Source organism: Citrobacter sp. Ca225 (genome assembly GCF_030337175.1).
Taxonomy (GTDB): domain Bacteria; phylum Pseudomonadota; class Gammaproteobacteria; order Enterobacterales; family Enterobacteriaceae; genus Citrobacter_A; species Citrobacter_A amalonaticus.
Genome location: NZ_JAOWCD010000049.1, coordinates 1 through 13,766 on the forward strand (window position 1 = coordinate 1; position 13,766 = coordinate 13,766).

The following is a 13,766-nucleotide window of genomic DNA, read 5'->3' on the forward strand; positions in this document are numbered from 1 at the left end:
AATCGGCCCAGATCCGCGAAATTTTAATCAGCGAGTCAGCTTGGGAAGAAATGACCTGCTTATTCGCACCTTCCCTAAGGATCATAACTGTATTGAAGTCTATGGCGTACCCACAAAAACGGGCGCTATAAAAATAAATATTAGCGGTGGAATATATGGAAGCATGATCGCTCCAGCTAGCTATTTCAGTAAAGATTATACGTTAAATATAGTGAAGCCCTGAAGCAGAAAGGAGCTTCTTAAAAGAGTTTGGTATGAACACTGAACTGCCCCATCAAGATATGAGAGGGTAAAAAACAATCTTGATATGCAATAATTTTTAATATCCAAACCGCCCCTTCAGAGACAGAACGCTTCCGGATAATGAATATCCGGGAGCGCTAAGGAGAGATTATGGCGTAACGGGCGCGGGGGAAACGGGGGCAGGTTCGGTCGACGTCACTTCACCCGCGGAGACGACTCCGGCCTGCATGGTTTGCGTGACCTGCTGTTTATTCGCATTCACGGCGTGCAATTGCCCATTCACTGTGGGCTTGAGCGGCGCGTCTGCCTGCACCGTTCCGCTGGCTGTCAGCTGAATATTACCGTCACCGGCGATCGGCAGTGCCGGCCAGCCCCATTGCTGTAGAACGTTCACCGGGACACCGCGGCCATTCAGGCTGATCTGTGTCTGGCGCGGCGGTAACTGTGACACGCTGGCGGTCGCTTCCAGAATCCCTCTTTCCGTAAAAGCGCTCAGTTCGCTGATATTCACCGTGTTGGCGTTGGCAGCTAAAGACAAGGAGGGGCGGCGCACGTCAACGCGGTTGAAGGTGGCGGCGGCGGCATTCAGGGTCGCGTTTCCGCTCCAGACGCCCCATTTCTGGTTCTGGACCAGACCCAGATTCGCGCCATAACCATCCAGCGCGGTCAACTGCCAAGGGAATGTCGGGTCGATATCAATCACCAGGTTGCGGCTGGCAGTAAATTTCTTCAGCGTCAGGCTGTTCAGCCATGTCGGCAGCGGTTGCATCCAGCGCTGTTTCCAGTTTTCCGGCAGGGTGTACTCGATGCCCGCGATGGCTGCGTCATCGAGGATAAGGGCTTTACCTTCCCGCAGCCAGTTGCCGGAAGTCCTGACCATTCCGCCTTCCCAGCGGGTAGTGAACTGGCGCAGCGCGATACCTTGCGGCGAAAACTCGGCATTCAGAATAGGGTCGAACAGATGCAACGAGCCAAAAATGAACTCGCTGGCATTCATCGACAATTTGCCTTCCTGCGTCTGCCAGTCGTCCTTGCTGAAGGTCAGATTGCGCAAACTAAGGTCAAGGTCAGTGACTGCCCAGTCTGGTCCCTGTAGACGCGCGTCAGTGACCTCAAGGCGATTAATCTGTAGCGATGGAATGGCGTTCAGCGGCGCGAAAAAGTCGGCCAGCGATTTATCGCTTTGCAGTCGGATGTCGTTCAGCCGCAGATTCTCCACCATCCAACTGCCATCAGCATGGCGTTTTGCCACACCGGTTAACGCACCGCGCGCGATATCTGCGCCGATAGTGCTTAATGTCACCTGTTCGTTATCGATACTGCCTTCAATCAGTACGTTAGCAGCAGGAACGTCATTTAATGTCAGAGAACCCGCGCTGAGCTGAATCTGCGCTTTGCTGCCGAGCACTTTACCGGCTTCGGGCAGCCAGGGAATGATGCCACCATTAACCCGCTGAGCGCTCAGATCCCACTCGCTGCCCGGGCTATTAAGCGCCATATCCTGCAACTGCAGGCGGTCAGACTGAAAGGGGAGCGGTGCCGTCTGAGGCGAAATATTAAGGGTACCGTTTTGCAGCAGGATCGTATCGACATGCCGTGGATGTGTCAGTTGGCGAGTACTCAGCCCAATATCGACCGCTTTTGCCACGAGCGTGGCTGGTTGACCGTCACGCCCAAAGGTGACGTTTTTCAGCAGGATATGTGAAGGAGAAGAAAAACGATGGTCCATCGCCTCAAAGGATAACTGATAGTCGCTGTGCTCAGATATCAAGGCACTGATGTGTTCTGCGCCCCAGCGCGTTTGCAGCAGGAAATAGAGGCCGAGAATCACCACCAGAAGGGCGATCAGTACATAGAGAATCAGCTTTCCAATAAATTTCATGGTCTTCCATCCTGCGAAGGGCACATAGTTGAGTTATGCACGATTTACGCGCAATCCTCAAGGCAGGAATCGTGAAAGAGTATGATAGCGACGGTGAATTTGAATCACCGTCGCATAGCCTTTACTGCTTTTCAGGCGGGAAAATCAGGTTCAGTACGATAGCGGTGATACCACCCGCAGCAATACCGGAAGAGAGCAGGTTTTTCACCCAGTCAGGCGCGAACTGGAGGATCAGCGGCTGCTGAGAGACGCCAAGACCAACAGCCAGTGACAGCGCAATAATCAGGATCGCGCGGCGGTTCAGGGGTTCGCGGGAAACAATCCGCACCCCAGACGCCGCGATAGTCCCGAACATAACCAGCGTCGCCCCGCCGAGTACAGGCTCAGGGATATGCTGCACAAAGCCGCTCACCGCCGGGAACAAACCGAGCACGATCAGCATCAGCGCAACCACAAAGCCAACGTAGCGGCTGGCCACGCCGGTTAACTGAATGACCCCGTTGTTCTGTCCGAAACAGGAGTTTGGGAAAGTGTTAAAGACCGCAGAGACGAAGGAGTTCAGGCCGTTTGCCAGCACACCGCCCTTCAGACGCTTCATGTACAGCGGGCCAGAGACAGGCTGTTCGGAAACGTCGGACGTTGCGGTGATATCGCCGATGGTTTCCAGCGAGGTAATCATAAACACCAGCATCAACGGCAGCAGCAGATTCCAGTCAATGCCCAGCCCGTAGTACAACGGCGTCGGCACCATGATCAGATCCTGGGAGGCTGGCGCGTTGTTTTCCGGCAGCATGCCCATAAACCATGCCAGCGCATAGCCCGCCGCCATAGCGATAACCAGTGAAGCCACGCGCAGGTACGGGTTACGCTGGCGGTTGAGCAGAATAATCAGCAGCAGCACAACGCCTGCCAGCATCAGATTCTTGGGCGCTCCAAACGTGTTGTCGCTCATCGCGGCATAACCACCACCGATGGACGTCAGCCCCACCTGAATCAACGACAGACCGATAATCATCACCACTACGCCCGAGACCAGCGGGGTGATGATACGACGCGCGAGATGCAGAATCCGGGAGAGCACCATCTCCGTGCAACTGGCCAGCATCAGGGTGCCAAACAGCGCCGCCATCATCGTGGGGACGTCTGCACCGCCGGTTTTCAGTGCGGTACCGCCCATAATCAGCGGTGCCACGAAGTTAAAACTGGTGCCCTGAATCGATAACAACCCTGAACCCACCGGACCCCAGGCTTTAATCTGAATAATGGAGGCCACGCCAGAGGCGAACAGCGACATACTGATAATGTGTTGCGTATCCTGAGCCGGTAACCCCAGCGCCTGACAGATGAGCAGCGCCGGCGTAATGACCGCAACGAACATCGCCAACAGATGCTGACAGGCGGCAAACAGGGTTTGCGGAAGCGGCGGGCGATCTTCAAGACGATAAATCAGTTCGCTGTTTTGAGTCTGCGCAACCGGTTGCGCATTTTCCGACTCGAGGGTGTTAACAGACATCAATGATAATCCCGTGATGACAAAGCGGGCATTTTATCTGACCAGATGGTAAAAGCAAACGTTTGCGAGTGGGTATTCTTAATATTTAAAATGGATGAAATCACATTTTTATATAACTTTTCCCTCTTTTCTGCTTAAAATCCATGCCGAATTACTACTAAAAGCTAAAAATATCCGCAGGAATAAGACATCAGTGCGTAACTGATTCAGACGTACTCAAGGAGCTTTGTATGTTTCAACTCGATACCTTATCAACCCTCGTTGCCGCAACGCTGACGTTGCTACTGGGGCGTAAATTGGTTCAGTCAGTCTCCTTCCTCAAGAAATATACGATTCCTGAACCCGTTGCTGGTGGGTTGCTGGTCGCATTGGCCCTGTTAGTACTGAAAAAGAGCATGGGCTGGGAAGTGAATTTCGATATGACGTTGCGCGATCCGCTGATGCTGGCGTTTTTCGCCACCATCGGTTTAAACGCCAACATCGCCAGCTTACGGGCGGGCGGTCGCGTGGTGGGAATTTTCCTGATCGTCGTCGTGGGGTTGCTGCTGATGCAAAATGCCATCGGCATTGGGATGGCCAGCCTGCTGGGACTTGATCCACTGATGGGGTTGATTGCTGGTTCGATCACGTTGTCTGGCGGCCACGGTACTGGTGCCGCCTGGAGCAAGCTGTTTATCGAACGCTACGGCTTTGCTAACGCGACGGAAGTGGCGATGGCGTGCGCCACCTTTGGTCTGGTTCTTGGTGGGCTGATCGGCGGGCCTGTGGCACGTTATCTGGTCAAACACTCCACCACGCCGGACGGTATTCCGGACGATCTGGAAGTGCCTACCGCCTTTGAAAAGCCGGACGTCGGGCGCATGATCACCTCGCTGGTACTGATTGAAACCATTGCGCTTATCGCCATCTGTCTCACCGTGGGTAAGATCGTTGCGCAATTGCTGGCGGGGACAGTGTTTGAGCTGCCCACGTTTGTCTGCGTGTTGTTTGTCGGCGTGATTGTCAGTAACGGCCTGGCGCTGGTAGGTTTTTATCGCGTTTTTGAGCGTGCAGTCTCTGTTCTCGGGAACGTCAGCCTGTCGCTGTTTCTGGCCATGGCGCTGATGAGCCTGAAGCTGTGGGAACTGGCTTCACTGGCGCTGCCGATGCTGGCAATCCTGGTGGTGCAGTCCATCTTTATGGCGCTGTACGCGATATTTGTCACCTGGCGAATGATGGGCAAAAACTACGATGCAGCTGTGCTGGCGGCGGGACACTGCGGCTTTGGTCTGGGGGCGACGCCAACCGCGATTGCCAATATGCAGGCGATTACCGAACGTTTTGGTCCATCCCATATGGCGTTTCTGGTGGTGCCGATGGTCGGCGCGTTTTTCATTGATATCGTCAACGCGCTGGTGATTAAATTGTATTTACTGTTGCCTATTTTTGCGCAATAACGAGAAGGTGCGGTGGTGATGAACCACCGCGCTTTTGCATCGCCATCAGGATCAGGCGTTAGAATAGCGTTCTGTTTCAGGCATCCAGCGTTCGATTAACGCTTTTGCCTCTTGTGGGTAACGTTCATGAATATGACGAGCAATACGCTGAACTTCCGGAATAATGGCCTGATCTCGCAGTAAATCCGCCACTTTGAATTCGGCATTCCCCGTCTGCCGCGTACCCAGCAATTCACCGGGTCCGCGAATTTCGAGATCTTTTTGCGCAATCACAAAGCCATCGCTGCTGTCGCGTAACACCTGCAGGCGTTTCTGGGCCGTTTTCGATAACGGCGACTTGTAGAGTAGTACGCAGTGTGAGGCCACCGCGCCACGGCCGACGCGTCCACGTAGCTGGTGTAACTGTGCTAAACCGAGACGTTCCGGGTTTTCGATGATCATCAGACTGGCATTGGGGACATCCACACCGACTTCAATCACCGTGGTGGCGACAAGCAGGTGCAGTTCGCCCTGTTTAAACGCCGCCATCACCGCCTGTTTTTCGGCAGGCTTCATGCGCCCATGGACCAGGCCGACGTTCAGTTCTGGTAGCGCGAGTTTTAACTCTTCCCATGTAGCTTCAGCGGCCTGCGCTTCTAACAAATCAGATTCTTCAATCAGCGTACAGACCCAGTAGGCCTGGCGACCTTCCTGCGTACAGGCGTTGCGCACGCGGTCAATAATATCGCTGCGACGCGTATCCGGAATGGCAACCGTTGTGACGGGAGTGCGTCCGGGGGGCAGTTCGTCAATGACGGAGGTATCGAGATCTGCGTAGGCGGTCATCGCCAGCGTCCGAGGAATAGGCGTAGCGGTCATGATCAACTGATGCGGATGGAAACCCTGTTGCTGGCCTTTTTCCCACAGTGCGAGGCGCTGATGCACGCCAAAACGATGCTGCTCGTCGATGATGACCAGCGCAAGACCGTTGAACTGCACCTGTTCCTGAAAGATCGCGTGCGTTCCTACCACCATTTGTACCTGTCCGCTGGCAATCGCATCTTGTTGCGCCAGACGCGCTTTGCCTTTCTGCTTGCCCGCCAGCCAGCCGACTTCTACACCCAGTGGAGCAAACCAGTTACGGAAGTTGTTGGCATGCTGCTCCGCCAGTAACTCGGTCGGGGCCATCAGCGCGACCTGTTTTCCATGCGCAATCGCTCGCAGAGCGGCGAGTGCGGCGACCAGCGTTTTACCGGAGCCGACATCACCCTGCACCAGACGCATCATGGGGATATCGAGCGCCATATCGTGCTCGATTTCCGCTACCACGCGGGCTTGCGCGCCAGTCGGCTTAAAGGGCAGCGAGGCTAACAGTTGATTTTTCAGCGTGTCGTTGGCGCTCAGTGGTTGAGCATGAAAACGCTGTGCGCCTGCACGGAGCGCCAGCATGCTCAGGTTATGCGCCAGCAACTCTTCCAGAATCAGACGACGTTGCGCCGGGTGCTGTCCGGTTTCGAGATCGCTTAACTGGAGCGTCGGCGGTGGGCGATGCAGCGTACGAAGCGCTTCAGGCAGACTGAGCATGCCCTGCAGCAATTCCGGCGGTAAGAGTTCGGCAATGGCGCAGGTATCCAGCAGATCCAGCGCCTGATCGGTGAGCTTGCGCAGTGTTGCCTGTTTCACCCCTTCGGTAGTGGGATAAACCGGGGTGAGGGTTTCCTGCAATGCTGGTGTACTGAGATCGCCCTGGACACGGTATTCCGGGTGGATCATCTCTGCACCGTACTTCCCGCGCTTCGCTTCGCCATAAGCCAGTACGCGTCGTCCGGTGGCGAGGCTGTTTTTCATCGCCGCGTTGAAGTTGAAAAAGCGCATTGTCAGGATGCCGGTACCGTCGCTGATCTGACAGGTCATCATCCGGCGCCCCCCGAAAGTGATGTTACAGTTCAGCACTTCCCCTTCGACAGTGGCGTATACGCCGGGCAGCAGTTCGCCAATGGGATAGAGTTGGGTGCGGTCTTCATAACGCAGAGGGAGGTGTAACAGCAGATCCTGCACGGTGTGCAGACCAATTTTTGCCAGTTTGCTGCTCTGCGCTGCGCCAACGCCCGTTAGTGAACTGAGCGGGACAGCATCTAACAGGCGCCCACTCATGATTTACTTCGCCGCCTGCATGGTGGACCACCAGGTATCATCGGCTTCAATCGCACCTTGCTGATTGATATGCGGATAGGGCAGCCCTTTGCGTTTGGCGACTTTCGCCAGTACCGGATAGCCGCCTTCAAACAACAGGCGCTGCTGTTCGCCTTCCGGCAACATGCTGTTTTCGCGCAGATACATCCCGGCATTCTGCCGCTGGCGCTGCGCTTCATACAGAATCAGCGCTGAGGCAACGGAAACGTTAAGCGATTGAACCATGCCGATCATCGGGATGATGATATCCTGATCCGCCAGGTCCAGCGCTTCCTGGGTAATACCCGTTTTCTCCTGCCCCATCAGGATACAGGTCGGACGTGTGTAATCGATTTCGCGGAAATCGACAGCATTATCAGAGAGATGAGTTGCCAGAACCTGCATGCCCCGGCCTTTTAAATGCGTGACAGCATCGCCAATTGTGCGGTGGGTTTTCACCTGCACCCAACTGTTGCTGCCGGCTGCTGCTGAGGCCATGGTGCGCATACGACTGCCTGGCCAGACGGCGTGGACTTCGTGGACGCCGACGGCATCTGCGGTACGAATAATCGCAGAAACGTTATGAGGTTTGTGGACCTGCTCCATGCAAACGGTCAGGTCCGGCTGGCGCCTGGCGAGCATCTCACAAATACGTGCATAGCGCTGTAGGTTCATAAAACTAGTTTCGGTTACGGGTGACTTTTATCACGTCAGGCATCACGCGAATTTTGCGCATGATATTCGCCAGGTGCACACGGTCGCGCGCAGTAAGGCGAATAAAGGCGCTGTAGACGCGACCATCCTTCTCTTCAGTATTCAGGCTCTGAATATTAGAGGTGGTGGTGTTGATCGCCGCCGTCAGATTTGCCAGCGCACCCTGGTGGTTAAACATATCCACTTTGATCTCGGTGATGAATTCCTGCTCCGTCTCTTTGTCCCATTCCACCGCCATAAATTTTTCTGGCTCTTTCTGGTAACCACGGATGTTACGGCAGGATTCATGGTGAATGACCAGGCCTTTACCCGGACTGACGTGGGCAATGATCGGATCGCCCGGAATCGGACGACAGCACTTGGCAAAGGTAATCAGCACGCCATCTGCGCCTTTAATAGGCAAATGACCGTGGCCGGGCACAGCAGGTTGGATTGCGGAGGCATCGCCCTGCTGCAGGTTTTTCGCTACCACCACGCTCATGGCATTGCCGAGGCCGATTTCTGCCAGCAGATCGTCAAGCGTCGCAAGCTTCATCCGCTCAAGTTCACGCTGGATACTTTCTTGCGGGATTTCGGCCAGCTTACGACTGCCACCTAACGCATGGTTGAGCAGGCGACGTCCCAGACTGACAGAATCATCGCGCTTGAGGTTCTTCAGCAACTGGCGGATCTTGGCGCGGGCTTTTGAACTGACGACGAAGTTAAGCCATGCCGCGTTCGGACGAGCCCCCGGCGCGGTAATGATTTCGACCGTCTGACCGCTGGTCAGCGGCTGTGACAGCGGATAGGGCTGTCTGTCGACGCGTGCGCCGACGCAGGCATGACCGATATCGGTATGCACCGCATAAGCAAAGTCGACAGGAGTGGCACCGGCAGGCAGTTCGACAATGCGCCCTTCCGGTGTGAAAACGTAAATCTCATCCGGGAACAGATCGGATTTCACGCTCTCGATAAATTCAAACGAGCTACCTGCGCTTTGTTGCAGTTCCAGCAGGCTTTGCATCCAGCGCTGGGCACGAATCTGCGCGGTAGTACTGGTTTCGCCGTGCTCTTTATAAGCCCAGTGCGCCGCGACCCCCATTTCGGCCATCTGGTCCATATCCTCTGTACGGATCTGGACTTCAACCGGAACGCCGTGCGGACCGATCATCGACGTGTGCAAAGACTGATAGCCGTTCGCTTTTGGAATGGCGATGTAGTCTTTTACCCGTCCAGGACGCGGTTTATAGAGGCTGTGCATCTGGCCGAGCACGCGATAGCAGGTGTCGGCGTCATGGACGATTACGCGGAACGCATAGATATCCATGATCGAATGGAAACGTTGCTCTTTAAGCACCATCTTGCAATAGATGGAATAGAGGTGCTTTTCACGACCACTCACACGGCATGGAATTCCCGCTTCCTGCAGTCGTCCTTCGATTTCAGAGAGGATTTTTTGGATCATCTCTTTTCGGTTGCCGCGAGCGGCTTTAACCACCTCTTTAATCACGCGATAGCGGTTCGGGTACAGCGCCTCAAAACCCAGCTCTTCAAGCTCGGTTTTAATGTGATGAATACCTAAACGGTGCGCCAGCGGGCTATAGATCTCGAGGGTTTCACGGGCGATGCGGCGACGTTTGTCCGGGCGTAATGAGCCCAGCGTGCGCATGTTGTGGGTACGGTCGGCGAGTTTGATGAGAATGACGCGTATATCCTGCACCATCGCCATAATCATCTTGCGAAAGTTTTCGGCCTGCGCCTCTTTCTTATCGCGGAACTTGAGTTTATCAAGTTTCGACACCCCCTCTACCAGTTCAGCAACGCTTTTACCAAACAGCTGCTCCATGTCCTGGTAGGTGGCGGGAGTATCTTCGATCACGTCATGCAGCAACGCAGCCATCAGCGTTTCATAGTCGAGTTTCATCTCGGCCAGAATACAGGCTACGGCAACAGGGTGCGTGATATAAGGTTCACCGCTTGAACGTGTCTGGCCCTCGTGAGCGTCACGTGCAACGAGATACGCCTGCCGAAGACGTTTGATCTGGTCTTCCGGCAGGTAGTGTTGAATCAGTTGATTCAGGCTTTCAAACAGATACAAGGGCGACCCGCTTTGTGATTAACGACGACCTTCAGCAATGGCGGTTACGGCTTGTAATTCAGCGGCTTCCTGCTCTTGCTGTTCCTGGCGCTCACGGACGTCGAGGATCTGGTTGTTGATCAGACCTTCTTCGATTTCGCGCAGCGCGATTACGGTAGTTTTATCGTTTTCTTCCGGTACGAGCGGATCCTTTCCGCCTACCTGCATCTGACGAGCGCGACGCGCGGCGACCAGTACCAGGTCAAAACGGTTACCAATTTTCTCTACAGCGTCCTGAACAGTTACGCGTGCCATACTTAAAATGCTCCACAGGTGAAGAAATGACTGGGCATGATACTGAAAGTGGGTTCAGTCTGCCAACAGTTTGCTGATTAAAGCGTCATGACGCTGCTTTTGGCGGCTCATGCGCAGACGTTCGGCGCGAATAATGGTTTTCAGATCGCCCAGGGCGGTGTCGAAGTCATCATTCACAATAAGATAATCATATTCGGCGTAATGGCTCATTTCTGCAACAGCTTGCGCCATACGTTTCGCAATCACCTCTTCGCTATCCTGTCCACGACCCCGCAAACGACGGTCCAGTTCCAGTTTAGACGGCGGCAAAATAAAGATACTGCGCGCATGCGGCATCTTCTTACGAATTTGTTGCGCGCCCTGCCAGTCGATATCGAGAAAGACATCTACCCCGGAAGCCAGCACTTGCTCAATGGCTTCACGCGAGGTGCCATAGTAATTGCCAAAAACTTCTGCGTGTTCCAGAAACGCGTCGTTGCCAATCATGGTTCTGAATTCGTCATGATCCACAAAGAAATAATGTTCGCCGTGAACTTCACCCGGGCGCGGAGCGCGCGTCGTGTGCGAAACAGAAACCTGGGTGTCATACAACGGTTGGGTTTTTAACAAAGCCTGAATCAGGCTGGACTTACCCGCGCCACTGGGGGCAGAAACAATATAAAGCGTGCCTTGAGCCATGAGTATCTTACGTATGTGATTATCGAAAATGAACCTACATACGGGCTTATTATACACGTCACCGCTACGCGACGTAGTCTTTGTCACACTTTTTACGCCAGATTATTGCTTTTTGCGCGCCTGTTTCCTGATTTACGCAACATTCTCTGCAAATGAGCGGAATCACTGGAAGCCTGAACGCAATCTACACTTTTGTCGCTCGGCGCTGCCCACACAACGCGCTATATCTGCCTGGAAACGTACAGCGGAGAGTGGCGATGAAAGTTGGGACAGCGATATTGATGGGGTTGTGGTTATGGCAGGCGCAGTCCTGGGCGGTATGTCCGGTATGGTCGTCTGCGAGGGCTCACGAAGAGATCTCTCGTTTGCAACAGCAAATTGCGCAGTGGGATGACGCCTACTGGAAAGAGGGAGTGAGTGTGGTCGAAGACGGCGTCTACGATCAACTGCATGCACGACTGCTTCAGTGGCAGCACTGTTTTGCTGACGACTCTCCGCCCAGCCAGGCGTTGCCTTCACCGGGTGGTACGGTCCCTCATCCCGTCGCCCATACCGGGGTACAAAAGCTGCCTGACAAGCGAGCTGTGCAGCAATGGATGCGCGGGCACAACGATTTGTGGGTACAGCCGAAGGTTGATGGTGTGGCGGTTACGCTGAAATATCAACATGGCAAACTGACGCAGGCGATCAGCCGTGGCGATGGTCTGAAGGGCGAAGACTGGACGCAAAAAGTACAGCTGATGCCAGCCGTGCCGCAAACCGTGGCGGGGGCGCTGACAAACAGTGTGTTACAGGGTGAGATCTTTTTGCGACGGGAAGGGCATATCCAGCAAAAAATGGGCGGGATGAATGCCCGTTCGAAGGTGGCGGGTCTGCTGATGCGCAAGACCAGCGTAAGCGACTTATCATCACTGGGGATTTTTATCTGGGCCTGGCCTGATGGCCCGCAGACAATGTCCGAAAGAGTCAACCAGTTGAGTGCAGCGGGTTTTACACTAGCGAAGGCATTCACGCTGCCAGTTGACAACGTTGAGGCCGTGGAGCGGGCGCGTACGCACTGGTGGACGTCCGCTTTGCCCTTCGTTACCGATGGGGTCGTTGTGCGAATGGACAAGGAACCTGCGTCCCACCAGTGGTTACCAGGGCAAGGGAGTTGGCTGGTTGCCTGGAAATACCCACCCGTTGCGCAGGTGGCGGAGGTCACAGCGATTCAATTTACGGTCGGCAAAAGCGGAAAAATCGCCGTTGTAGCAACACTTGCCCCCGTCATGCTGGATGATAAACGGGTACAACGGGTGAATATCGGTTCCGTAAATCGCTGGAAAGAGTGGGATATCGCCCCTGGCGATCAAATCCTGGTGAGCCTTGCCGGACAGGGGATCCCACGTATTGACGATGTCGTCTGGCGGAGTTCAGACCGGGCTAAACCGATACCTCCTGATAATCGCTTCAATTCATTGACTTGCTTTTTTGCTTCCGCATCATGTCAGGAACAGTTTATTTCCCGCCTGGTCTGGTTGGGCTCTGGCGCTGTTTTAAAGCTGGACGGTGTGGGTGAGGCGGGCTGGCGGGCGCTTCATCAGCAGCATCACTTTGAACATATCTTTTCATGGCTGGCTTTAACTCAGGAGCAGATTCAGCACACGCCGGGATTTGCGAAAGCAAAAGGTGAGCAGGTATGGCATCAGTTTAATTTGGTTAGAAAACAGCCTTTTATTCGCTGGATACAAGCGTTAGGCATCCCGTTACCACTGGTGGCGCTCAATGCCAGTGGCGATCGTTCATGGCGGCAGTTGTCAGGGCGAACTGAATTGTACTGGCAACAACTTCCGGCAGTCGGCCCGCGTCGCGCACGTCAGGTGATGACATGGCTGGACAACGCGGAGGTCAAACAGCTGAGCCACTGGTTGGCAGCTCAGCAGATTGAGAGCTTCATTCCTTAGTGGCTTTCGTGGTGGTAGTAAAACACCGGCAAACCCAGTTTAAGGCGCAGCGCCAGAAGCCGGGCGACAAAGCCAAACATCAGGGTTGAGATAACCACGATATCCTGACTGGAAACATAGTGTTGCAGGACGATATACAGCACGGCAGAGGCGAATGAAACCCCGGCGTACAGCTCTTTCTGGAAAACGAGCGGAATACGTTTACAGAACATATCGCGCAGCACTCCACCGAAGACGCCGGTGGTGACTGCTGCAACGACGGCAATGATTGGCCCATGCCCCATATCCAGGGCCACCTGGGCGCCGATAATGGAAAAAACCACCAGGCCTAAGGCATCAAGTACCAGGAACACCTTGCGCAGGTAGGGCATGACGGGAGCCACAATAGTCGTCAGGACTGCCGCTGTGGCGACAATAATCACGTATTCGGGATGTTTAACCCAGCCCAGAGGATAGTGGCCGAGCAGAATATCGCGGACAGAGCCACCGCCGATGGCTGTTGCGGTGGCAATAATAATGACGCCGAATGTATCCATCCGACGACGACCCGCCGCCAGCGCGCCGGTCATGGCTTCGGCAGTGATCCCTATCAGGTACAAAACGTGTAACAGCATGACTCCCCCCAGTATTTTGGGGACAAAGAGTAACGATTTGTGCTCGTCGTCACGATTGAGATTTTCTAAGGTGAGTGATTTTTAATAACTTCAGGTAATGTGAAATCGTTATTCTTCTGCGGTGGTGCGTGGTATGAGGGTTTTTTTATCAATAAAATGAATGAGAAAAACTAAACTGAAGATGTCCACAATTTAGCGTGAGTCATGAAAAACGTAGCACC

Annotated in this window: 10 protein-coding genes and 1 pseudogene; 3 read left to right on the forward strand and 8 right to left on the reverse strand. The window is 54.3% G+C overall.

Going from position 1 to position 13,766, the window contains the following annotated elements; translation table 11 throughout:
* Nucleotides 1-223, forward strand: a pseudogene (locus tag OGW13_RS02710) (hypothetical protein); the annotation flags it as partial.
* Nucleotides 224-391: 168 nt separating this feature from the next.
* Here OGW13_RS02710 and OGW13_RS02715 read toward each other — a convergent pair.
* Together OGW13_RS02715 and xanP are read right to left on the reverse strand one after the other, a co-directional pair.
* Nucleotides 392-2,125 (reverse strand): AsmA family protein, encoded by a 1,734-nt coding sequence (locus OGW13_RS02715; protein ID WP_287115588.1) that lies wholly within the window; start codon nucleotides 2,123-2,125, stop codon nucleotides 392-394.
* 121 nt (nucleotides 2,126-2,246) lie between these two features.
* The gene (xanP, locus tag OGW13_RS02720) at nucleotides 2,247-3,638 is read right to left on the reverse strand and encodes a xanthine/proton symporter XanP (protein WP_042998645.1); all 1,392 of its coding nucleotides are present in this window, start codon (nucleotides 3,636-3,638) and stop codon (nucleotides 2,247-2,249) included.
* A 230-nt stretch (nucleotides 3,639-3,868) separates the two neighbouring features.
* Between xanP and gltS the strand changes: the two genes are divergently transcribed.
* Complete coding sequence (gene gltS / locus OGW13_RS02725; RefSeq protein WP_042998644.1) at nucleotides 3,869-5,074, forward strand: sodium/glutamate symporter; 1,206 nt, start codon at nucleotides 3,869-3,871, stop codon at nucleotides 5,072-5,074.
* Nucleotides 5,075-5,125: 51 nt separating this feature from the next.
* Here the strand turns inward: gltS and recG are convergent, their stop codons facing one another.
* Genes recG through gmk form a run of 5 tightly spaced genes read right to left on the reverse strand, consistent with a single transcriptional unit; the run spans nucleotide 5,126 to nucleotide 10,988 of the window.
* Nucleotides 5,126-7,207, reverse strand: a complete 2,082-nt coding sequence (gene recG / locus OGW13_RS02730) for an ATP-dependent DNA helicase RecG (RefSeq protein WP_042998643.1) — start codon at nucleotides 7,205-7,207, stop codon at nucleotides 5,126-5,128.
* A gap of 3 nt (nucleotides 7,208-7,210) precedes the next feature.
* Nucleotides 7,211-7,900, reverse strand: coding sequence for a tRNA (guanosine(18)-2'-O)-methyltransferase TrmH (gene trmH / locus OGW13_RS02735; RefSeq protein ID WP_058587384.1), 690 nt, complete (start codon nucleotides 7,898-7,900; stop codon nucleotides 7,211-7,213).
* A gap of 4 nt (nucleotides 7,901-7,904) precedes the next feature.
* Nucleotides 7,905-10,016 (reverse strand): bifunctional GTP diphosphokinase/guanosine-3',5'-bis pyrophosphate 3'-pyrophosphohydrolase, encoded by a 2,112-nt coding sequence (spoT, locus tag OGW13_RS02740; RefSeq protein ID WP_044254385.1) that lies wholly within the window; start codon nucleotides 10,014-10,016, stop codon nucleotides 7,905-7,907.
* An 18-nt stretch (nucleotides 10,017-10,034) separates the two neighbouring features.
* On the reverse strand, nucleotides 10,035-10,310 hold the full coding sequence (rpoZ, locus tag OGW13_RS02745; protein WP_000135058.1) for a DNA-directed RNA polymerase subunit omega: 276 nt from the start codon (nucleotides 10,308-10,310) through the stop codon (nucleotides 10,035-10,037).
* A 54-nt stretch (nucleotides 10,311-10,364) separates the two neighbouring features.
* Nucleotides 10,365-10,988, reverse strand: a complete 624-nt coding sequence (gene gmk / locus OGW13_RS02750; protein WP_042998640.1) for a guanylate kinase — start codon at nucleotides 10,986-10,988, stop codon at nucleotides 10,365-10,367.
* Between the two features lie 257 nt (nucleotides 10,989-11,245).
* Between gmk and ligB the strand changes: the two genes are divergently transcribed.
* The gene (ligB, locus tag OGW13_RS02755) at nucleotides 11,246-12,931 is read left to right on the forward strand and encodes an NAD-dependent DNA ligase LigB (protein ID WP_287115590.1); all 1,686 of its coding nucleotides are present in this window, start codon (nucleotides 11,246-11,248) and stop codon (nucleotides 12,929-12,931) included.
* Here ligB and OGW13_RS02760 read toward each other — a convergent pair.
* The gene (locus OGW13_RS02760; protein WP_042998638.1) at nucleotides 12,928-13,545 is read right to left on the reverse strand and encodes a trimeric intracellular cation channel family protein; all 618 of its coding nucleotides are present in this window, start codon (nucleotides 13,543-13,545) and stop codon (nucleotides 12,928-12,930) included. The genes ligB and OGW13_RS02760 overlap by 4 nt on opposite strands.
* Nucleotides 13,546-13,766: the final 221 nt, after the last annotated feature.